Genomic DNA, 24225 nt, shown 5'->3' with positions numbered 1-24225 from the left:
TTTATCTGCCTAAATCATATTTAAAATCAAAAAATGGATTTAATTAGATTTACTAAATATGTTGAAGATAATTTATCAATACAGGAGGAAGTAAAAAATTGTAAAAATGGTACTGAATTCTTATTATTTTTAAAAAAATATAAGTGTGAGAATCTTTTTGATGAAATAAATTCAAGATCGAGAGATCTTGCAGCTAATTATTGGCCTTGGGCAGGTAAATTTAGAGCCGACAGGAAAAAGTACTTTGATTTAAATACTAATAATATATAGAGTGTATTTAAAGTAATATTCCGTCGATTTAATTATTCCTCTTAACCATTCAACCCATTGATCTTTATGCGGGGGTGGCAGCATGGCACTAGATTGGATGTGAGCGAGATGTGAGCGAGATTTTGCTCATTGGGCAGCGGGTCAAATCTTAGTGCAATTATCTATGGAGACTTCAGTCAATTAATGATTGAAATGTTTGCAAATATCGAAGTTCTAATTGATCCATATTCTGATTTTGCATCTGGCAAAGTTGGGATAAGAGCTTTAGCTTCTTTTGATATTGGAGTAAGACAAGCCAAGTTTTTAAAGATATTGAATGGTTTCGTAAATTATTAAAATGTTTTGAAAAAATAATAAAAATTATTTAAATCAACAATTTACATTTATAGTATTTAGTAATTAAATAAAAAATCAAAATTGACTAATTCAGATAAAAATCCAATTTTAACTTTTAACGAAAAAAAATACGATATTAATTCATTACCTGACAAAGCTAAAGATCTAATTAAGGCCGCCCAAGTAGCTGAAACACAAATAAAAATGCAAGAAGATAACTTGAAATTAATTTCCGTTGCCAGACAAACTATTTCTTCTCAACTTAAAAATGAACTTGAAAATGTTACTCCGATAGAATAAAAATTATCTTTGTTGAGCCAAAGGATCAAAAATATCACTAATAATATTAAATATAGAGGCAATAATTGGCTTATCCCTTAATTTAATTTTAGTTGTTATTGCCATCCCAGATCTAAGTTCATCAAAACTAATTTTTCCCTGAATTTCTGGTGAAATCAACTTAATTTCTGCAATGTAAGTTCTTCTATTTACTCCGGAAGATGTATCTGTTGAAACTGTTGGAGAGATAGTAAATACTTCCGCGATTATTCCACCAAAGTCATCTGAAGGGAATGCATCTACTTCGACTACAGCCTCCATACCAGCTTGAATTGGGGCACTAACTTTGGAAGGAATTGATGCTTTTACAATGATTTCATTGTCAGGAACAACAGTAATAACAACATCATTTGCCATTATTCTTTCACCAGGACTTTGATATTTTATATTTTGTATATATCCACTCACAGGAGACTCTATCTTAAATCTATTCGTTTTTGCTTCTAACTCTAATATTAAAGTTGAAATTTGCTCTAATTGTTCGGCATTTTGATAAAGAATATTATCTTTTTCTAACAAATTAGCTTTATAATTTTTTTCTAATTCGTTTAATTCAATTTGATTTTGTAAGTATTGTATTTCTGAAACAGCACCTTCAATTTCAAGAGTTTTATACTTTTCGACAAGGTTTTGTTTAAATTTAATTTCTTCATTTAATTGGCTTAATTTGAGATCATATGAATCAAAAAGATTAATTCTTTGATTTTGTCCATACTCAAGTCTTTTTCTAGCCCCATTCAATCTTGCTTTAGTTTCATCATCTTCATAGATTAGTAAAGGTGTAAATTTTTCGACATATTGGTTAGTTTTAACAAGAACCTCTGTGATTCTCCCCGGATCCATAGCACTTATTTTTACTTCTGGCGTAATTGTAGTTAATTCTCCCGTAAGAATTATAGTCTCTTCAATGGTAGTAAACACAGACCAGATTATTATTGATATAGAACCTGAACTCAATGTCCAAATAAAAACTCTGGACCAAATTGGAGGGGGTGGGAGAAGTGTTAAATCTGCAGCAATATTTTCTTCATTTGAAATATTACTAAAAACACCTGATATTCTCTCTATTAAAATTAATCTTATTTTTTTAAGGGAAAATTCTATTTTATTATTAATAAATTTAAATTCTGTAGAAGAAATTAGTGATTTATAAAGTCTTTTAATCCTGAAAATAAGCTTATTTCTTTTATCATAAAAATCTATAAATGAATAAGTCTGTTTCTTTAGCTTAGAAATTATTGATTTGTTGAAATAAAATTTATTTAAAAAAGTTTTTTTCTTTGATCTTATAATTATATTCTTTTTTTTAGTTCTTATTAAAGTTGAAAATTCTTTCTGTACCCCTTTTAATTTTTGTTTTAATAATTTTTTTAATTTTTTATAATTACTCATTAAAGTTTTTACTCATTAAATTGTGAATTATAAAGTGCATAGTATCTTCCTTTTTGCTTCATAAGTTCTACATGACCTCCTGACGAATCAACCCTTCCATTATGCATTACGATTATATTATCAGCATCAACAATCGTGGATAACCTATGAGTTATCATAAGCATAGTTTTATCTTTAAATTCTTCTCTCATATTATTAACAACTTGTTTTTCAGTGTCTACATCAAGAGCCGAGGTTGCTTCATCAAGAACAACTAAATTAGGCTTTTCTAGCAACATCCTGGCGAGAGCAACTCGTTGACGCTGTCCTCCCGATAATCCTGAGCCTTTTTCTCCAATAGGGGTACCGTAACCAAATGGTAATGTCATTATAAATTCATGTGCGCATGCAGCTTTTGATGCTTCAACAACTTTCTCTGCAGAAATTTCAGGATCTCCTAATGCGATATTACTAAAGACTGTACCCTCAAAGAGCATACAATCTTGAGGAACAAAGCCAATTTGTCTTCTCAAGCTATATAGATCTACCTTTGTAATATCAAAATCATCAATCAAGAGTTTTCCTGAGGTTGGCCTATATAATCTAGGAATCATTTTCAATAATGAGCTTTTACCGCAACCACTTTGTCCAACAAGACCCACAAAAGCACCTCTTTTAATCTCAATATCTACTGAGTGCAATACTGGATTAGCCGTTGAACTGTAAGCAAATCCTACATTAACTGCCTTTATAGAACCTTTTATTTCTGGCATTTCTATATTTTTATCTTCATTTTCTAAGACTTCAAGTGGTTGATTTACGATATCTCCCACTCTAGTGAGAGAAAGAGACATTTCTTGAAATTGTTGCCATGATCCAGACAGCCTAAGCATTGGTTGAGTAACATAACCACTAATAATTCTAAAAGCTATGAGTTGGCCTAATGTCAACTGATTATTAATTACTAGCCAAGAACCAATTCCTATCACAGCAATATTATTTAATTTATTTATTAGTTGACCAGCATTTGTACTAGTAGTATTTGCAAGTATGGCTTTAAAACCTTGATTAATAGACTTTAAATGCTTATCCTCCCATTGCCTTCTTGCATTGTATTCAGCATTTTGCAATTTTATTGTATGAATACCTCCTAACATTTCTACTAGGAATGCATTGGTTTTAGCTTGAGCCTCGGCCCTTAATCTAATTAATTTTTGAGTTATCGGAGTAACTCCAACAGTAACAACGAATAATAATGGGACAGAAATAAATACTATAGATGTCAGTAAAGGGCTATAGAAAATCATTACAGTGAAATAAAGAATAGAAAATATTGCATCTAAAACTACTGTAAGAGCTGTTCCTGTTAAAAATCTTCTTATATTTTCCAACTCGTTCAGTCTGCTGGATAATTCACCTACTGGTCTAGAATCAAAAAAACGAGCATTAAGTCTCAACATTCTGGATAAGATAGCAGAACCAATGCCTATATCAATACGATTAGATATCTCTACAAATTGAAATGTCCTCAAACTACTAAACATAATTTCGAGTAAACTAAAAATAATCATTAATACCACTAAAGGTGTTAAAGCTTCTGTAGCCCCTTTACTTAAAACCCTATCTATTATTTGTTGAAATAGGAGTGGGGTAGCCAATTGGAATAATTGATTAAGAAAACTTGCCGCGAAAACTTCAACAAGTTGTGTTCTAAATTTTTGAACATATGGGATAAGCCAGGCAAGATTAAAACGGTTTTTCGGCGTATTTAGGCCGACTTCTAATGTAATAATATTATTTTCTTTTTCAAAAAGAATATTTAATTGTTTAGCATTTAAAAAACTCATACCTTTAAGAGGGCAATATAAGGTAACGAATTTAGAGTTGCTTTTTAATATTAAATTGCAGATGCCCTCTTCATTGATCCAAATTGAAGGAGTAGATAGCAAAAGAGGATTTTTTTTATTTACTCGTACTATTTTTACACTAAGTCCAAATCTATCAAGTAAATTCACAGTATTATTTATCCAAGATTTTTGCTGTTCTTCGATGATTTTTGAGGCTCTACGAATTGTTTCTGAACGAGTAGGCATATCAAAGTATTTAACAAGCATAGATATTATTGCGAAATAACTTTCCTCTCTATTATTGGCTTTTATTAATTCAAATTCTAAGTTCTTATTTTCATTACTTTTTGAATATTTATTAACATCTTTAGATTCTTCTTCAACGGAATTAGGGTTAAGAATTTTTTGATTTTCTTTTGAATCAATTCTTTTATTTATTTTTTCATCAACAGATGTTTCTTCCGAGATAGTATCTCCCAACAAATTTCGTTCATCGAATTTAACTATTGATACTCTTCTATGATTGTCAGAGAAAAATTTCTTATATATTTCTCCATTAATAAATTGTCCATACTTAAACCCACGTAAGGTTTTATCTAAGTAAATAATCTTATCATTTTTTTTAATCTTAGAAATATCTGTGCAAATTTGAAATAACTGATTTAAATCGTTAAATGAATATTTATTATTTATAAAAGTTTCCTTTAAATCGGTCTGATTTATAATTATTTTATATAAATTAATTAATTCAAAATAGCAAATCTTATTTTTATATAAATTAAAAATTTGCAAAAGTTTTTCATCTGATAAACCTTCAATATCTAGGATATAGTAATTACATTCGGAGTTTGCTCTTACCTCTCCTTTAATATTTAAATTAACTATGTTTGTGAATCCAATGAGAAAAGGGGCATCAAAAACACCCAGGGTTTGAGATTTAAATACTTTTTCATTGTCAATTAATCTAATTGATCCCTTTGTTAAAAGTATCAGATTATTCTTTGATGACTCAGAGGAATAGATAAGAGATCCAATTTCTGCTTTATTTAAGGTTATATTATCCCCAAAAATCGAGAGAAAAATATCATATTGATCTTGATTAAATTTCATTCAATTAGAAAATTATTTATCATTTCATTATTAATATCTTGAGAAAGCTGCCTAATTTTTGAGGTTAAGAGCATTTTACCTAATACTTGTTTTGTTGATTGATTTAATTCACTATCAAATCTATATTCTAGTCTTAAGATAACAAACCACTGATCAATTGCAAAGGGTTTAAAAAGTTGTTTGGGAGTGGCCGTTCTTAATCTTGAAGAAATATCAGGATGAGGAACGGTAAGATCACAAGGACCTAATATACCTTGAGTTTTAGATTCAGGTCCTTCACTATATTTTTCAGATGCATCACCAAAAGTAATTTCCCCGGATTCAATGGAATAGTAAAGATGATAGGCTAGATTTTGATCAGTAACCCTTAAAAAACTATATAAAACCCTATCTAAACGATCCTTGAATCTTAAGAACAGTGCCTCAGCATTACTTGATATTAATTGTTCGATTATATTTCTTCTTTTAAATTTAAATTGGGCATATTCAGAAAGTGATTTTATATCTTTAGATAATAAAACTGTTTTTTGCCAATTGATTAGAGCCTCCTTGTCTTTTATGTCTAATTCCTTCATGAGAGCCTCTATTGCTTCTTTATCAGATATTTCTGACTTTAAATTTAATTTAAATTCATTTATAAACCTTAATTCCGCCTGAAATGTTGCATAGGGTTGAAGTAAATTACCCATTGCCAAAAGTCTCATGATTGAATTTGAGCTTTGATTATCCATCATTAAATTATTTAAGTTTCTTTAAAAATTTCATAAATAAGATTATTGCAAATGCTATATATTCAAGTTTTAACAAATTCCCCTTTTTAAACAATTATGATTGTATTAAAAGATACCTTTGGTTATTTTAGAAACATAGCAATTTGGGAAATTATTTAATTTCTTGTGAATTTAAAAATCATTTTATTGATATTGTAATTAAACTAATTCTTTATATGTAATTATAATAAAACCTTTTCTAAAGTAAATTAAAAATCTTATTAAAAGAATTCTCTTTCTTTTAAAAAGTAATTTTGTTTAATTTTTGTGAAATTATCAAAAACAAATCATGAAAAATTCTTTTTATGAATCAGTAAATTATCACAACAATCAACAATATGAGCAAACATTATAATATCTGAATCACAAATCTCGTTACTGCCTGGATCATTCGCCAAAGCTAGTAGATTTTTACATATATTTTTAGCATATTTATCTTCTTGATCTATATATTGAAAAAGATTATTATTTAACCACATGTCCCAATTCACATCAAAAGATTCAATATTTGAGAAATCCTTCTGAATTTTTTCAATTTGATTAATAAAGACTCCTGGCTTAGAAGATAAAAGTAATGCCTTATAAAGGAGAGAATTACCATTCAAATCAAAACCTTTTATAAATTTATAATTAGATAATTTTTCTTTGTTAAAATTAAGTTTTAGATTTTTTGCTTCTCTAACAATTACATAGCTAGCACCTTTTGATGTTTCGAAGATCCACTTTCCTGTAAATTTAGGATTCCTTCTCCGTAAATTTAACTTATAGTCAATCTCCATATTTTTAGCAATTGGTGTTAAGACTCTCTCTCCAGCAATAGGTAAAAACAATGCTCCAAGTATTGATAAAAATTGATTATTATTAAAATATTCAAAAAGATTATTAAGATTCTCTTTTACATCATTAAGACTTCTTTTAAAATTTTCTAAGAGGCCTAATTGATTATTTTGCAAATCATTTAATTTGTTATTCGTCACATCTTTAATTTTTAATTCTTGAATTTTTCTTTCACCAATAGAATTATCTATATCAAAGAAAGATTTAGTATTAACATTAGTATCTGTCTCAGATAAGTCACTTTGATTTCTCAAATTAATTGAACTAGCAGGAAAAGAATTATTAAAGGGGGCATTAGTTACGATAGGAATTTGTGAATCTTGGGAATTTAAAGAATTATTTTGAACATTTGTAGTAGAGTTTTGAGAAATAATTTCGTCAGCCGGACTTGTTTCAATTGGTATTAGAGGATCTTCAATGGCACTTGTTTCAATGGGTATTAGAGGATCTTCAATGGCACTTGTTTCAATGGGTATTAGAGGGTCTCCAATGACATTTATTTCAATATCTGTATCAAAAAAACCTTGATCGAGAAGGAACATAGATATTACATCAATTGTCTGATCTCCATCTTTATCGATTAGATAAGCTGAACCATCTATAGATTCTATTAATTGATCTGAAATATTTAAGTTTTCTAAATTATCAGATCTTTTTAATGAACCAATTAATAAATCATTTTCCTCTGAATAATTGTAAAAGTTATAATTTAAATCCTTTAACCAATTTTCAAAATCTCCATCAGTTTCGGAACTATAATTGATAACTTGTGATTGAAAAAGATGAGATTCATTATTAGCAGTAGTTTTAATTAATTCGTTAATATTTAACCCCCCATCCTCAAGATTTATATCAACATATGCACCTGCCTTTCCATTTGTATCTATTGAAAACTCTAATTTACCTATGGGCGAGTCAACATAATTTGCTGATTTCAAGAGATTTCTTGAAGCGGAAATGATTTCTTCATCTACTTCTTCTTGTTTAGCATTTAATAAAAGTAATTCATCTTCAGCTATAGAATCTAATAAGACTATAGGCATATTCTTCTGAGAATTATTTAATATCGCAGCAGATCCACTTGCAATTTTATCGATAAGATTATCCCTATTTGTCTCATTCTTATTTAGTTTTTGAAATATATTAATCAAATCAGATTCTTCATTTAAAAGATTTTGGTTGGATTCATATCTATTAAAAATAGCTTTAATATCATCAGAACCTAGCCTATCTATCAAAGTTAAACCGTTTACAATCTCATTAGTATTAGAATTATCAACAATATTAATTCTAAGNATGCCTTTAACTTTTGCAGATAAATCGCCTTGATAAAATGAACTATCTTTTGCCGTCACTTTAATCCTATGATTTCCAAGAGGAAACTGGCTAAAGTCACTAACTTCATTCGTGAAAGTTATATTTCTACTTTGATCATCAAACTTTATAAGCTCTCTTAATTCATCGGGAATTTTAACTTCCCAAGTTATCTCATCACTAGGATCTAAATCTAAGACATTCTCAGAAAGTTCAAATAAAACATTATTAAAAAATTCGTTATTATTNATAAAAGTATCATCAAGGTTTAAGGGCTTTGCAGGAAGAAAAACCGGTCTTGAGTTTATAATTGGAATCCAAAACTTTGAAACAGTTGAATCTTCAGTCCCAAATAAATTATTAGCATCATCTGCCACTTTTGTTGAAGTCCAGATTTCTATTGGGACTCCATATTTATATTCATTAGATAAAGAGGATGGTATTTTAGAGAAAGTATTTGGATCAATTGATAACTTAAATCCTTCTAGGTTACTATGGATATTTTTATCTTTAATCTTACTAAGATTAATAATATGCTTAATCGTTTCTTCATTCTCCTTTGTAGTAGTAATTAAACTATTTGTTTCAAGATTGCTAGTTGTAATTTTACTATTAGAAGATTTAACTTTTAGATTAATAAAGACTTCATCACCTTTAGGATCATTTAGTTCTGGAGAATTTATATTTAACGCTTTTCCTAAATCAATAANAATATTTTTATTGAAAGCCGTCCCCAAATTATTTANNTTCAGTGGGGTTTTATTATTACTAGAAGTTAATANTGTTATTTCTGGTTTTGGAATAAATTCAGTTTGAAAAAAGGGAGAAGTAATTTCTAATCCATATTNATCCNTTGCTGTTATTGCAAATCTAGGATTAATATTTTTAAACAANCCTGNGGGCGGGTCAAATTTTAATTTAATATTGCCNTNTGAATCTGATTGTAATGAAATTGAATCAGGNGTATTTCCAAACTCATCAAAATAATTATTATTTTCAAAAAATAGACTTAAATCTAAACTATCATTATGAATAATATCCTCGTCATCAAATAATTTTATAATATTAGAAATTACAGAATCTCTCTCAATAAATTTNTTATCTAATAAATTTTGAATTNACTTCACACCAGAGGNATTTAGTNTAGGCGCNTCATTCAGATTTTCGATATTTAAAAGNAAGCTGCCAATTACACTNTCTCCTGATTGATCAGTTGCNTTAACATTAATTTTATGTAAACCTACATTTTGATTATCTGGNGCTAATATCTCGATNTCGGCACCCTCTTGNTTTGTTATTGAATGAATTACACTATTTTCTTCATTCAATNTAATTGCATTTCTTGTGGTTAATCCATCTCTAAAATCTCCTATACCTGGAGTAAGTGATACCATAACTTTCANCTCAGGTGATTTTAGAATCGCCTCAAAAGATAANAGTTCTTCATTATTNTCATCTCCAATACTTCCTCCTATTCCTAAATCAGGAGCAGACCCTGCCTCAACTCTAAAACCTTTTCTTTGTGNAACTATTTTNTTAAAAAGGGGTAATTCTTCAGACANTTTTATAGATTGAGAAATTATTTCTAAAGAATTACTGATTGATACATCTAAATCTAAGCCGACTAAACCTTTAATATCATCTATCCTGTTATCGGAAGCTTCGACCACTATTTTTAATTTTGTATTCTCATTCAGATTTGACAAATCATTTATTTCAACTTTCTGAGTAAATTTTCCATCATTATCTTCTATAAAAAATACTGGTTCAATTAAAAATTTATCTTTAGCATCTGCTTTAGTGGTTGTTTTATAAGAAAGATTGATCCAATCAGGATTTTCTAAAATTACCTCATTATTATTTTCAATTTTAAAAATATCAGTTAATTCATAACTAAGAGAATCTCCAAAAGGGAAATCCTCATCATCAAAAAGCAAATTAGGATTTAAAGTGGCATATGAATTTTGAAGGAGCTTAGGAATATTATCAACAATTTCCCCCAAAGATGACAAATCTGGATTTTGAACTAAGACAGGTGGGTCATTAATATTTTGAACATTTATTTTTAATCGATAGGTAATTATTTTACCTGATTGGTCAAATGCATTAAAATCTAAACTTAATTCCCCTATGTCATTGATGGAAGGTTTACCTTTTAGAACTCCACCGGTAATACCACTTTCTTTCTCTAGTGTTAACCAATTTGGTAAAACAGGTGAAATTTCATCAATAATATCCGTAAGATCTGGATCAACAAATAAATTACGTAAATCTAAATTAAGTTCAGTTTTTCCGGGAAGTATATCTATTTCCTCCTCCCATAGAGAGTTGGTAATCTTAATTGCCTCTTCTCTGCTAACACTCGGAGTTTCGTTAATATTTAATACATTGACAGATAATTTGATAGTTGAATTAGAACCAAATTGATCAATAGCTCTAAGGAATATTTTTTGATTACCTATAATTTGTTTCGTTTGTGGTTTTATAACTAATAAAGAATTATTAATTTTGCATAAATTCGCCAATTCATTCTCCCAATTAGTGCCATCTTTACTTACTTGAAAAGAGAGAGAATCTCCATGTTTTATATCAATATCATCAAACATATTTNCCAAACTCAATAAATTAGAGTTATTAAGATTAATAGATTTTTCATACTCTTTATTATTTTCATCTGAAATATCAGTCCATCCACTAGGCATATTAAGAAAGAAAGGCTTTTGATTTACATTACCAATTTCCAATTTAACTTCTTGCTCTATTTGTCCTCCTAAAGGATCATTNGCTTTAATCTTTAAAGTATAAATACCGACTTGATCATTAGTAGCATTTGAAGTTAATATCCCATCATTACTNAAAGTCAGCCANGAAGGNAGATTACCAAATTCCCCGTCTTGATCTTTAAATTTTAAAGAGATAAACAATTCATTATTTTCATTATCAATATCTATGAACCTATTTCTTAAATTCCAATNAAACTNCCCTCCTTCATCAGCTTTATCCAAATCATTAAAATTAATAATTAAAGGTGCATCATTTACGGGAGTTAAGATTGTACGAACTATAAGGTTTTGAGTAGACTTTTCTTCNAAAGTNTCATCTCCNATACTTATCGCTTTAATACTAAATTGGAATTCTCCATTTTTGTTATTTGGAAATGAAACATATAAATCATCCCATTTATGATAAGGAAGTCTTAATGAAGNATTCAACANTCCATCNGTATTAAAATTAATCGGTGAAGAAAAAGTTTTTTGCCCCCCNGAATCATTTAAGAGTTTTATAATTTTTGAATTTTCTGGTAAATTACTAAGCTCCAAAAACAAAGTCTGGCCCATTCCTATATCTCTATGTTTTGCAGAAACAACCCCTCCTATATTATTTAATATTGGTATTGCTGTATCTTCATAACCTTGAATAGAACCTGAGACTTGAAGCANAGGTACTTTTACAATTATTTTTTCTAAGTTAGCTTTAACAGTAATTTCTTCAGAGTTACCCAGAGTAATAGAATTNCCATCTATTGATTTTGGNGTAAGTTTTAATTTCAAATCATCAATAATCTCATCTAAATAAATAGATAAATTTGGTAAATGTTCGTTTCTGACTTCAACACTGCCATCATTCAGCAATTTATGCGGAGTATTAAATATTATCTGATTTGGGAAAGTNGTTACCTCGTTAGCTTTATTTAAAGCATTGATAATAATNCTATATTCTTCTGATGAATCANTATCATCACTAGAAATATCTAGACCAAGGTCNCTNATATTAACCCAACCATTAGTATTAATTTCAAGTTTATCNGTTACTGGATTTTGAATTATAACTTTTGGAAGATCCGCAATTGGAAGAATTTCTATTATTGATTTGGTAAAAGGAGTTTCAGCAAAATTACCATTACCTAAAGGATCACTTACAACACAAAAATCAAAGGAAAACTTGCCTGAAATATTTGAATTTGGTTTAACAATCAAATTATCTAAACTCTCAAATTTAATTTCAGGAGAANTTGAGGTATATATTTGATTATTTGCACTATCAAAAATATGTAAATTAGAACTGATATTTTTTAATTTATAGCTCAGTTTATCAGTTTTACTATTTGGAAGTATTTCATATAAATTCAAAAGTTGAATTCCCTCTGAATCTTCTTCAATAGTTGGTTGATTAAAGGTTACATTTGCAGGTAAAGCATTTTTATGAAAAGGTAATTCTATATTGGTTTTAGGACTGTTAGATTCATCCCCGTTTGAAATTTCTCTACTTATTCTTGTTACAGAAATATTAACTAATTCATTNTTAAAAGAACTATCGTAAATTTCTAAATATGGTAAGTCNTCACTTCTTACTCTAAAAACATTTTTATTACTAACAAAATTATTACTTAGAGGAATCCAATTATTATCATTAAAATTTCTTAAAAACAATCCTTTTGGAATTTCTAATTCATATCTAATTTCTTCAGATCCGTCCAAATCAAAAAGTCCATTATTATAGTCAGAAACATCAATAATTTTACTTAAGTATAATTTTGATCCTTGAATAAGAGCTTCAGAATTATTTATTCTTTCTATGGGCAGGGGAATATCAGCAATGGGATTCACGTATAAAATATTTTTTGCTTGTGTTTCTGCGATCTGATCTGTAATTATCTCTGTAGATATAGCTTTCCAATCAAGCTCAATTTGACCTGCAAAGTTTTCAGATGGATTTATATAATATTTATCTAATTTATCTAATTCAATTTTGTAAAACCCATTTTCAGTATTGAGATTTATTTNATTCTTATTCAAATCAACTTCATAAATCTGAAAATTTAAAGAATCTTTTATCTCTAAGTGTAATTTTTCAGAACCATCATTATCAACCAATCTCGCAATTGAAACCATATTAATCAAGTTAACACTTTGATCTTCATTTATAGTTTGATTTTGAACTCTGAACAAGGGTTTTGTAGGTTGACTATCTACTTTTAAACCATAGGAAATAATTGATGAGTTAATTAGTGAACCATCAGATTGTAATTGACTTACTAAAAAGGTAAGGTTTGAACTCCCGCTCCAGAAAGGAGGTGGGAATAAAATTAATTCCCCACCATTTTTATTTAAATCAGACCAAGTAAATAACCAATCACCCCTTGAATCTTTTACACCTATGGAAGGTTTTATTTCAGAAGGTAATCCTGATAATCTTACCANAGTCAACTCATCAAGACCTTGTTCAATCCAGTNATTACTTTCAGGAGATTTTAGAGAGAATCTTATAGAGCTCCCATTTTCTTGCATATTTATATAATCATTATNTGTATTAAAATTCTCGACTTCAAGATGAATGGTACTTTGTTGACTAGGATTAACTTTTAATCCAACATCAAACATATTATATTGATCCGTAGAATCTTTTTTTGAAGCTTTAACAGTTCCAATTATCTGATTACCTGAGTTCCAATTAGGCTGATTATCGATAATTTCATATGACTTTAAGTCGACATTATTAACAAATTCACTTAATTTATAAATTTCATCATTATTACTTTTGGCATCCCCATCATCAAACCAAAGTAATATATCATCCCATTTTTCATCACTTGAATTAATCTTTAAGTTAAAATCAGTGTCTAGACTTTTCAAGGCGGATACCCCACTTAAATATGTTCTTAATCCATTCTCTGATTGAAAATATTCAGAGAATAGTTCCGTTATAGAATTGATCTGAACATCTCCATTTAAATCATTTGATTTATCATTTAATGCAATAAATGCTGTATTTTTACCTCCAAGATTTGCATTTGAGCTAATCCAACCTGTAGACAAAGGTTCAGAATTTGGAATCATCTCAAACTTTAAATCAATACTTTCATCAATTGATATTAAATCCAACTTACCATCATCGAAATCTATTAAAAGAGGGTCAATGGTTAGCAAGTCTTTTGTTAAAATAGGTACATTGTTATGATCATTAAATTGAGTTAAATCAATAGTTGAACTTCTTAATTTAGATCTAGAATCTCCTCCTATCTGACCTGAAATAAGTGAGGAAATAGATAGACCCAGAGCTAAATTATTTTCTAAAGGAGGAGTATTTTTATCATTAGCAACTAAATATAAATTATTACTATTAATAAAACTAAATTGATTTATCTCCTCAGGATTATCCTCTTGAAACTTGGGAATATTAAATAGAGCGATAGTACCAAACTTATCTTTTGCTCCAACAGACCTATATTCATTATTAATTTTTTCTGCTAATGAATATCCACTGGGTATGTTTGAAACAGAAAGAGATATAGTTTCATTTGGATTTCGGAACCCATTAGAACTACTACCTCTTCTTATACCTATAGACAATTTACCAGAAATAGGATCAAAATTTAATTCATTATCAAATTCTGGTAAATTCGCTTTTTGTATAACGTTCCAACTAAATTCAGATTTATCACTGGAAATAGCAAATTTTCTGGAAATATCTTCAGCAATATTATTAAAAGTTATATCTTCAATGCTTCTTGAAGAAGAAATGATTTCTAAATCCCCTTTTAGTTCCCCATTAAAAGAATCTTTTGTCTTAATATAAAAATCAATCTGATCAGAGAAGTTATTTAAACTATTGTCAAATATAAATTGTATTTTATTAGAGTTTTCATTTAGATCAATAATCTGTTCATATTTTGGACTTTCTGCATTATTAATATTCTCAATAAAGGCTTCTTTAGGAAGGATCATTGAAATAATTAAAGATTTTGCGGAAGAGTCAATATTAGAAAATAATGATATTTTGGATAACTCTCCAGCCTGTTGAATCCCTTCTGGTAGTTGAAAATCAAATACTGCTTCATTATCTATAAATGCTGTTGGTTTAAGTTTGCGGAAAAAGATAGGGGTTTGTAATTCTGCACCATTAGTTTCCTTACTTATTGCACTTAAAGATATTTGAAACTCATCAAAAATATTTTGATTTGTCCTTATAAATGAATCTTTCCATTCTTCTGATGTAAGTAAAATCCCATTGCTAGTAGATATCCCGATACTTTGAGATAAGCTATTTGTTAAGAAAAGATCTTCTCTTTCATTAGGGAAATTTACAAAGTAAAAAACCTCCTCTTCTAGATCAGGACTAGAAGCATTAAAAAGCGAGTCTAAATTTGTAAAGGAAAAAGAATCTAATAATTCAATTCTTTCATCAAAAAATAACCAACTAGCAAGATTGGGTAAAGGATTAATTTTAAAAATTTTTTCGAAAAAATCACTTTCAGCTTTAATATTTGTTTCCCCAAGTGAACTCTGAATTTTTATATCTATGTCAAAAGTTCCTTTAGCATATGGATTCCTAGTCTTAACAGAATGATTTTCTAGAAATAAATTAATTTCATCAAGAGTACCGTTATAAATCCATTCCGTAGAGTTGTTATTTTCAAATTCTTTTGTTTTAATTTCTCCATTTAAATTAATTAAGTCTAATTTATCTTGATTATTACTAATAAATATTTTAAATTTTTCTCCCGTAACCGGTTCATGTTGAATATTAAATAAATTTGCTAAAGGTAACAAATTACCCTCATCAAGTAATATTTCTTCTGGATTAACAACTATATTCGGGGTGACCAAAGATCTTTGTAATTGAAAAACAAAATCAACACTTACTTGTTTGCCATAATTATCATTAGCAATCAATCTTGTGTTATAAAATTTAATTCCATCAGAAGTATCTAATCCTAAATCAGTACTGTTGCCATAAAAAATCAAATTAGAGGAATCAAATTCGAATAACTCGTTACTATCAAGAATTTGCCCATCGATTTCAAGTTTATAATCTAACTTTTCATTTGGATCAATCCCTATATCGGGATCATTAAAAATATCAAAAGGTATCTCAATAGTGAAATCAGATTGTTCATCTATTTCAAAAGTTACAGTATCTAGATATCCATTTTGATTTTTAAGGTTCTCCGCTTTTATAACTTCTGCACCGCTATATTTAATTCTACTTTTTAATAAATCTAAATCCCTATAATTTAATGTTGGATTATTATTTTTGTACTTAACTTTAATTGGTACTGTCCCTGAAGCTGCTAATCCATTTTTATCTGTTGCCGATACAAAAATATAATTATCACCTATATTTTGTCCAATAGGTTTTAAAGTTAATTTTTCATTTTCTGAATGATAACTCAACCAATAATTTTCATCAAAGGTTATTGGCTTCAAAGAACCACTACCATCATCTTCCCAAACTCTAAAAGTTAAATTTTCATTAGGATCAAATCCTACGTCATAATCATTAAACCATTTATCAATTTCTAAAGACACTTCATCACCTAAATCTAGTTCAATAGGTGTGTCAAAACTAGGCATATTTTGAGTTATAAATGGACTATCGTTAATATTAAGAACCTTAAGAGTGGACGATTGCTCAACACTTAAACCATCAATATCAGTCGCTCTAACAGTAAAATTTGTTATTCCTACTGACGAATAGTCAGTACTAACGGTGATATTCCCAGTATTTTTATCTATTGATAATATTTTACTTATTTCATTATCACTATCATTAACAACAAGTTCATAAGATAATGATTCCTTTTCATCCACTAAAGTATCTTTATCAAAAAACGAATTTGACGTAAGTGTATAGTTAAATGCCATGTCCTGATCAACCTCAGGTAAATTTATTGGCTTAATTATTTCCGGAGAATCATTTATATTAATAACTTGAAACTCAATTTCCTGTGAAACAGGATTATTAACTCCATCAGAGGCGGAAACAACTACTTTGTATGAACCTACATCAATATTATTAGGAGAACCAGAAAGAAATTTATCATCACTAATTGATAACCACTGAGGTGCTGAAACAACTTCGTAAATCAGCGTTGAATCATCCTCATCAGAAAATAATAAAGATAAATCCTGAACATAATTATCTTCTTGTTTAATATTTACCTTTAAGGGATTATTAATTTCACCCTCAAAGGATAACGGTATAGGTGAATCATTAACTGACTCTACATTTATAACTAAGTTTCTTTGAATAAAATTTGGATCTGTCGAAGAAACAGTTAAGAAATGAGTCCCTATATGATTTTGTTCAGGAGTACTTTGTATAACAAGAGCTTTAGGACTATTATTATCCAAAAAGATTACGTCATCCTTGTTAGCCTTTATATTTTTTACAGCAGGTAGGCTATTTAGGTTTAAATTAAAATTTGGTAAATTATTAATATCAATATTTCTTAAAGGAATTCTTGCAAAAGTACTATAAGTATTATCAGAATGAGTGTCCCCGAGTACTATACCCTGAGAAGCTACTGGTAAAGAGCCGGCAGAAAGACCTTTTAACGAAGAAAATATTTCTGTTTCATTTGAAATAGAAAGTTCACCTAAACTTTGAAATATTGGTAATTTATCAATTCCAAAAACATTTTCATTGGTAAATAAAGTAGTATCAATAGCAATATTGGCATCGTCCCATTCGAGGTCAATATCTGCACCAATAAAACCTTTACCATGAGTTCTATAATCATATATGTGTAATTCTAACCAAAACAAGTCTTCATCATTTAAGTCCTGTAAAAACTTTTGTTCAAAGACAGGATTACCTTGATTTATAACATCTGGAAGAGGATCAACTAATTTTATATCGAGCCGGTTTATGATATCAATCTTTTCGTTATTTGTTGATTCAAAAGCCTGGACAATAAAATTATCAGGCAGTTTTTCATTAAAGTTATTTGAATCATAATTCTCAATGAGAATAGATTTTACATTATCTTCCTTTAAATAGTTAACATCAAATTCATAAGAATTTAAAAGATTATTATCACTTGAAGTATTATTCCAAACAAATTTATCAAGATTTATTAATTTAGTTAGTGAATCAGGTAATTCAGCAGAAGTAAAAATTACCTTATCGTCTCCAGAAATAAAATCATAAATATTATTTGATTTAAGTTCATTAATTTGTAAATTATCATCATTAGTAGTAAGTCTAAGGATCTCAATATCCTCAAGAATATCAATTTGAGCTTCGACTATATTGGTAAAAATATTACTTTTATTAACCACTAAATAATCATTAAAAATTTGATCATCTAGTACAGGAGAATTATTAAAGTTAAGACTTTCGTAATTATGTTTATCAAAGATATCCAGCCCAGTAGTATGGTCAATTTTATAACCAAGAGTATCAACATTTAAATCCTCTAAATTAGAATAATCAACAGCATCAACATTTTGATCGGATCCTATATAAACATCATTACCTTTAGTAGATAAGAAATGATTATTGATTAATTCATTTCTTTCAGTATTGTTATTAATATAAAAATTATCATTACCTGAAGAGCCTATAAAATTAGATTGATTATCCCAAGATATAGAACTTAATGATTGATTAATATTAATATATTTATTTTTTGTAGAAAAATTACCTAGGTCAATATTTAGATCATCATTATTGAAAGATAAATCTTCGTTAGCAACTGAAATGGTATAAGATTTTTCAGAATCTGAAATATTTACATTTAAATTAGAAACTAATTCAGAATTTTTTATTGAAACATCAGGTGATACTATATCAAAATTAAAATTATGATACTTAGTTATATCTATAATATTTTGATCATCATCATACATAGGTAATAAAAAATCCCATTAAGATAACGGGATTTATAGTTTTTAATTTTNATAATTTTTTAATTATAAAAATAAATTAAAGTATTGAACCAGATACCATATCAGCAACCATTACTTCTGGGAAGGATNCTCCAGGAGAAGCAACTGTATCTTCATAATCAAAGGCACTATTTTCATAATTTATGGCACTATTGATATCAGCAATAGCAGAAACAGCACCAGNATCAGCTTGGACGTTGTAAAGATCAGCATCAATTGTTGTCCATGAAGTATTTCCACTTAAAAGATCAGNTGATGAAACAGTNTCTTGAATAGTACCACCCCATTCAGCAGATAAAACCGCAAGGTCATNGACATCAATACCACCTATAAAATCAGCATTAACATCAGCGTAGTCTTCGGCACTAGCTCCTGNAGCAGTTGCGGCTAAAGCACCTGCATTTAGGAAAGCAAGATCCTTTAATGAAACTCTACCGTCATAGTTAACATCTCCTTGGAAAGTAACCATGGTCTTACTTACTTTTGATGCATCGTTGGTACCGTTAGTTGNATCGTTGTTAGCACCAGTAAGACTAAAGAAATCTAGATCANNCAAGACAGTACCAGCTGTAAGAGTATCAGCTATTTTTACATCAAATTTAAGCTTGTATCCATCAGCTGTAGATGAATCAAGATTATCTCCANCTATAGAAGATTTCTGAACCTCGAAACCTTCTAATAATGTTCCATTAGTAGAGGATGCTATAATTGCGTCCGAAGTACTGGAATATAATCCACTAACTGAAGAATCTAATGTTGAAGCATTGTAAGCTGNAGCAACTGTAACTTCAGTTGAANCTGTAGAACTTAAAACAANATCCTNAGCCTCTTCAGAATAAGTACCAACGTTTGTCCAGTAACTTTCTGCAATTACAGTACTTCCTTTTCTGACTAAGGAAGTAGTGTCATCAGATCCAATCCTTCTTTGAGTATAGATATTTGTACCAAAATCTTCAAATTGAGATTTCGCTTCATGTAATGTTACTTTGTTTTCNTTATCAGTATCATAAATTGTTTCAGCAGCTCCTGCTGCATATCCAAGCTCATTAAGAGAAGCTATTTCGGCATTATCANTGCCTCTATCTGATAAAACAGTNTCATATATATTCGTACTTGAGGAAAGCTCAATAGTTCCAGCTTTAGCTGTATAAGAATCGACAGCACTGATATCTGATAATAGATTTTCGACTGCTNCATCTNTATTAAGAGAAACATTNCTTAGAGTGAACATTTCAGTCCATCCAGCACTAGTATCTACCTCTGCAGTANTNCCAATTTCATCACCAACAGCACCAGTGAATCTTATGGAATCATCACCTGTAAAAGAATANGATACACCGTAGTTAAAACTAGNTGATTCTNTAAATGTTGCTCCACTAAAATCNNTAAATAATGATTNTGAGNTTNCTAAATCTGTAGTATTAAAAGATAGNGTGGTATCTATAGTTTCNAGGTTAATGTCAGTACCACCAACCTTTACGTAATATTTTATTGNATANGTGGANTNTGCGCCTGTTCCANCGTCAGTATCCCATTTCGTNNCAGNACNATAATCTCCAGANAATAAACCTGAAATGGCGTTTGCAGAATCTCCATGCCCTGTTTCAGTATATATTTCATACTTATAACTTAGTGCATTAGCNCCACTAATAAAGGTCGCCATAATTTTTGTTAAATATCAATGNACTTAATATAGCACCTTATTTCACNATAAAAAAGTTAAATCCTCGATTTGTATAATTTAATTCCAGTTTTGTATTACGGTAAACATTTATTTTGTATTACGGTAAACATTTATATAGATTGCAGTAAGCATTTTAAAAAATCTTTTCTATCATAAAGCCGCTTTAATAAAAGGATTTTGATCTTTTTTAATTATATTTAATGGGGTATTTTTTTTTGTTTGTAATCCTTAACAATTTAAAGGCTATTTATCTAGATAATATCATTTAGTATCGCCTTATACTAAAAATTAAATTGCAAGNATATTAAAAGGTACCTATTTATACTAAAACTGAAAATAGAAACTTTAATATTTTTATTTCGTTTAATCTTTAATTTTTTCTTAGTTAGAGTTATCTAAATAATTGACGCTATTTAATAAGCCACTTTCTTCTAAAATTTCTTGCTGAATAAATGCTGAATTATCGAAATTAATTATGGTTTCAATTTCAGTAATTGATCCAACAGAGAGTCCCGAGGTTTCCCCTTCATTTATTTCTGGAGTATCCCATTTTGTTTGATCCCAAGAAACGTCGTAATCAACAGCATCATGTATTGATTGCATAAAATCCTTCTCTAGTATTGCAATATCACTAACAGAAATTACACCATCAAAATTTGCATCTACATCGTTAGATGCAATAAAAGAATTTTGATCAGCATATAATTTTCCTGCATTTAAATATGCCAAGTCCATAAGAGAAACTCTTCCGTCATAATTTATATCACCTTGGTAAGTAATTATATTTCTTGAGAGAAGATTAGCGTTATTTTCTACAACTTGATTATCTTTAAAATCATCTCCATCGATTGAATAAAAACTTTCATTAGCGATAGATTCACCTGCCTGCCCGTTAACTCTAACTTCCAAATCAATTGAAAATGATTCTGAGGTGGAGTCATCCCAAGAACTTGCTCTCCCATCATTAGAAACTGAAGTAACACTGTAGCCTGCAACTGTATTTTCTTCAGTTGCTGTTAAATTTATCTTATCTCCATAATCAACAAGTGTAAGTTGATTGGTTGTATCTAAGTTCTCAGCAACTATTGAATCTAACTCAGTCTCAAAGTTTCCTACATTTGACCACCAAGACCTTCCGTTAACAGTTGAGCCATTTCTTATTAGAAAAGTCTTTGCATTAGAACCAACAACTCTTTGAGACCAAAGAGTTGTTCCATGTTCAACCATCTCGGCAAAAGTTTGATAGGTATATATCTCATTAGTTCTGTCTATTTCAAAAGAAAGATTAGATTGGTCATAACCTAATTCTTTTAAAGAGCTTATATATGCATTATCCAAAACCCCATTATTATCAGTATCTTGGTAATTCGATAAAACAGTATTAAAGTCATTGGATATAAAATTCAAATCTAGAGTTTCACCATTTTCAGTACCTCTTTCTACTTCTTGATCGAAAGATAAGTTTTTAATTCTAAATAGCTCGATATAATTAGTATTAACTCTCTCAGTAGAAGAAATTTCACTTCCAATAGATCCAGAGACCCTAAATCCCTCTTTGAGTTTATCGCCATACATGCCATCAAAAATTTGTTTATCTTGATGAGAGTATGATTTTGCAAAATTTATGTTATCTCCAAACTCAATATTTGCGTTTTGAAATTCAGAAAAAACACCATCAGCTAAATTAATGGTTAAATCAAAAGATTCTAAATTCCATAAAGTATCGNTATCTGTTGTTTTCGCTTCAATTAATAAATCATATTGTTTCTGACTATTGATCTCATCAAATATTGTTTGTTCCCCAGAGTCATCCAAAGTCCACAGGTTAACCCCAGTAACTTGTTCTCCAGTTTCTGANTCAAGAAGTTTATAACTATATCTCAAAATAGCCGCATCATTATCTATTTCTTTCTCATTAACTGAATAATTAGTTTCTCCCAAATTATAAATTTGAATATCGCCAGCTTCATTTAAACCTCCATTTAAGGAACTTACGGCAAGAGTATCTCCATCGTCAGAAAAACTTAATGATGATCCAAAATTCTCATTTGTTTTTGTACCTCCCAAGTCAAAACCTGATTGTCTCCATATATTTGTATTTTGATCAAAATTAAAAACTCTGACTTGACCTGAATCACTATTATTTGAAAAATCATGATTAATTGAACCAACACTCAAATAATCTCCATCTCCCGCTAAATCTAAAGAATAAGAACTTAAATCTCCAACTTTACTACCATCTATATCATTACCTTTTTGTATCCAATTATTATTCAATAGATCATATTCATAAACTCTTACGTGACCCGAATTAATTAAATTATTTCCATCATTTCTCATCGCACCAATTGCGATAAGAGAACCATCTAATTCATTATCTGGTGAAGCTATGCTTATTAAAGTGCCAGATTCATCAGTATTTTTCTCTCCAACAATATTATTTCCTAACTTCAACCATTCATTACTGTTTAAGTAATAAGCAGAAACGAATCCATTTTTATCAACTAAATCTTTTTCTGGGGAACCAATTGCAATTAAATCATTATCTAAATCAACTGTATATCCAAGATTTTCATTAGATATAGTTCCAAAAAACGGGTCAATAATTTCTTCCCATTCGCCTGAAGAATCACTAAAACTAAAAATATTTACGGAGCCTGCATCTTTTTCTCCGTTCAACAAATCATAATGTGGATCACCAACCGCAACAAGTAATCCATCATCAGAAAGATTGATTGACCAACCAAATGAATCGTTATTTTCACTACCAGATATTTGATTACCTAATGGGTGCCAATTATCATTATCAAATTCGTAAATACTTACAAACCCGTTACTAGTTTCATCTCCAGGTGAGCCAACTGCTAGTACCTTTCCATTCTCTGATAAATCAATCGAATAACCAAATTTTTGATTAGAAGATAAACCTGAAATAGTCTCCCCTAATTGAGCATTATTTGGATCAGAAAGATCATATACTTTTACATTTCCTGAATTAGTTAGACCTGAAATATCATCATTACTGTAGGGAGAACTGACAGCTAAAGTATTTGAATTATTTGCATAGGAAATTTCCCAGCCAAAACTTTCACCTTTGACTGTGTTATTAATTTCTTCTGTTTTATTCCAAATTGAAGCCAAATATAATCTCAACTATTATTAAAATAAGGCTTTTTTTCTTAGAAGTAAATCATTAATAATAGATATGTAGAAATGGTTACCTAATTCCCTAAGTTTTACAATGCTTATTGACTTTAGATTGAGCTTCTAATTCTCCAGCATCTTTAGCTTTATTCCAGTCGCTGCAGGCATTTTTTATCTCATTTAATTTATAAAAAATTTCACCTCTTTTCAAATAAGCTCTTCTCCTATCTTTTTCTAATCTTGAATTCTCTATGATGATGTTTAATGCATTAATAGCTGAACTTTTGTTTCCCAAAAAATCAAAAGCCAAGCTTCTTGCTAAATAAATTCTTGAATCATAAGTTTTCCATCTACTTTTTAATAATGCACATGTAATTTCTAAAGTTCTTGAAGCCTCTAGATTATTAGAAAATTGATTAGATCCTTTTTTTAATTCATCAAGCATTTTTAGATAATTATTAAAAATATTAGGTACTTTAATATCTGTCTTACAATTTTCTAATTTTTCATTTTTTTTATAAAAATCTTGT

Annotated in this window: 8 protein-coding genes and 1 pseudogene; 3 read left to right on the top strand and 6 right to left on the bottom strand. The window is 29.1% G+C overall.

The features are described 5' to 3' along the window. The first annotated feature begins 33 nt into the window (after window positions 1-33). The 3 genes and pseudogenes from CBD51_002740 (at window position 34) to CBD51_002730 (ending at window position 906) form a co-directional block, all read left to right on the top strand. Window positions 34-270 (top strand): hypothetical protein, encoded by a 237-nt coding sequence (locus CBD51_002740; GenBank protein ID RPG59622.1) that lies wholly within the window; start codon window positions 34-36, stop codon window positions 268-270. Window positions 271-399: 129 nt separating this feature from the next. Continuing rightward, window positions 400-606: pseudogene (locus tag CBD51_002735) on the top strand (phage major capsid protein). Between the two features lie 81 nt (window positions 607-687). Further along, entirely contained in the window at window positions 688-906 is a 219-nt protein-coding gene (locus CBD51_002730) for a hypothetical protein (protein RPG59621.1), read from the top strand. A gap of 3 nt (window positions 907-909) precedes the next feature. Here the strand turns inward: CBD51_002730 and CBD51_002725 are convergent, their stop codons facing one another. From CBD51_002725 to CBD51_002700, 6 genes are all read right to left on the bottom strand, one after another. Further along, a complete protein-coding gene (locus tag CBD51_002725; GenBank protein ID RPG59620.1) occupies window positions 910-2337 on the bottom strand; it encodes an HlyD family efflux transporter periplasmic adaptor subunit in 1428 nt (475 codons plus the stop codon). Window positions 2338-2345: 8 nt separating this feature from the next. After that, window positions 2346-5273 (bottom strand): ATP-binding cassette domain-containing protein, encoded by a 2928-nt coding sequence (locus CBD51_002720; GenBank protein RPG59619.1) that lies wholly within the window; start codon window positions 5271-5273, stop codon window positions 2346-2348. Next, on the bottom strand, window positions 5270-5977 hold the full coding sequence (locus CBD51_002715) for a hypothetical protein (protein RPG59618.1): 708 nt from the start codon (window positions 5975-5977) through the stop codon (window positions 5270-5272). Before CBD51_002715 ends, CBD51_002720 begins: the two co-directional genes overlap by 4 nt. Window positions 5978-6330: 353 nt before the next feature. Beyond that, a complete protein-coding gene (locus CBD51_002710; protein RPG59617.1) occupies window positions 6331-18828 on the bottom strand; it encodes a hypothetical protein in 12498 nt (4165 codons plus the stop codon). Window positions 18829-18904: 76 nt separating this feature from the next. Then, window positions 18905-20098, bottom strand: coding sequence for a hypothetical protein (locus CBD51_002705; protein ID RPG59616.1), 1194 nt, complete (start codon window positions 20096-20098; stop codon window positions 18905-18907). An 834-nt stretch (window positions 20099-20932) separates the two neighbouring features. Next, window positions 20933-23692 (bottom strand): hypothetical protein, encoded by a 2760-nt coding sequence (locus CBD51_002700; protein ID RPG59615.1) that lies wholly within the window; start codon window positions 23690-23692, stop codon window positions 20933-20935. Window positions 23693-24225 lie beyond the last annotated feature (533 nt).

The organism is Flavobacteriales bacterium TMED191, assembly GCA_002171975.2.
In the GTDB taxonomy this organism is placed as follows: domain Bacteria; phylum Bacteroidota; class Bacteroidia; order Flavobacteriales; family TMED113.
The sequence above is the reverse complement of the archived record's forward strand: the minus strand, read 5'-3'. Positions and strand labels throughout refer to the sequence as shown.

Bases quoted from the DNA above. Each gene is read 5' to 3' on its own strand.
- CBD51_002740 (RPG59622.1), top strand. From the start codon at position 34: ATGGATTTAATTAGATTTACTAAATATGTTGAAGATAATTTATCAATA.
- CBD51_002720 (RPG59619.1), bottom strand. From the start codon at position 5,273: ATGAAATTTAATCAAGATCAATATGATATTTTTCTCTCGATTTTTGGG.
- CBD51_002725 (RPG59620.1), bottom strand. From the start codon at position 2,337: ATGAGTAATTATAAAAAATTAAAAAAATTATTAAAACAAAAATTAAAA.
- CBD51_002715 (RPG59618.1), bottom strand. From the start codon at position 5,977: ATGAGACTTTTGGCAATGGGTAATTTACTTCAACCCTATGCAACATTT.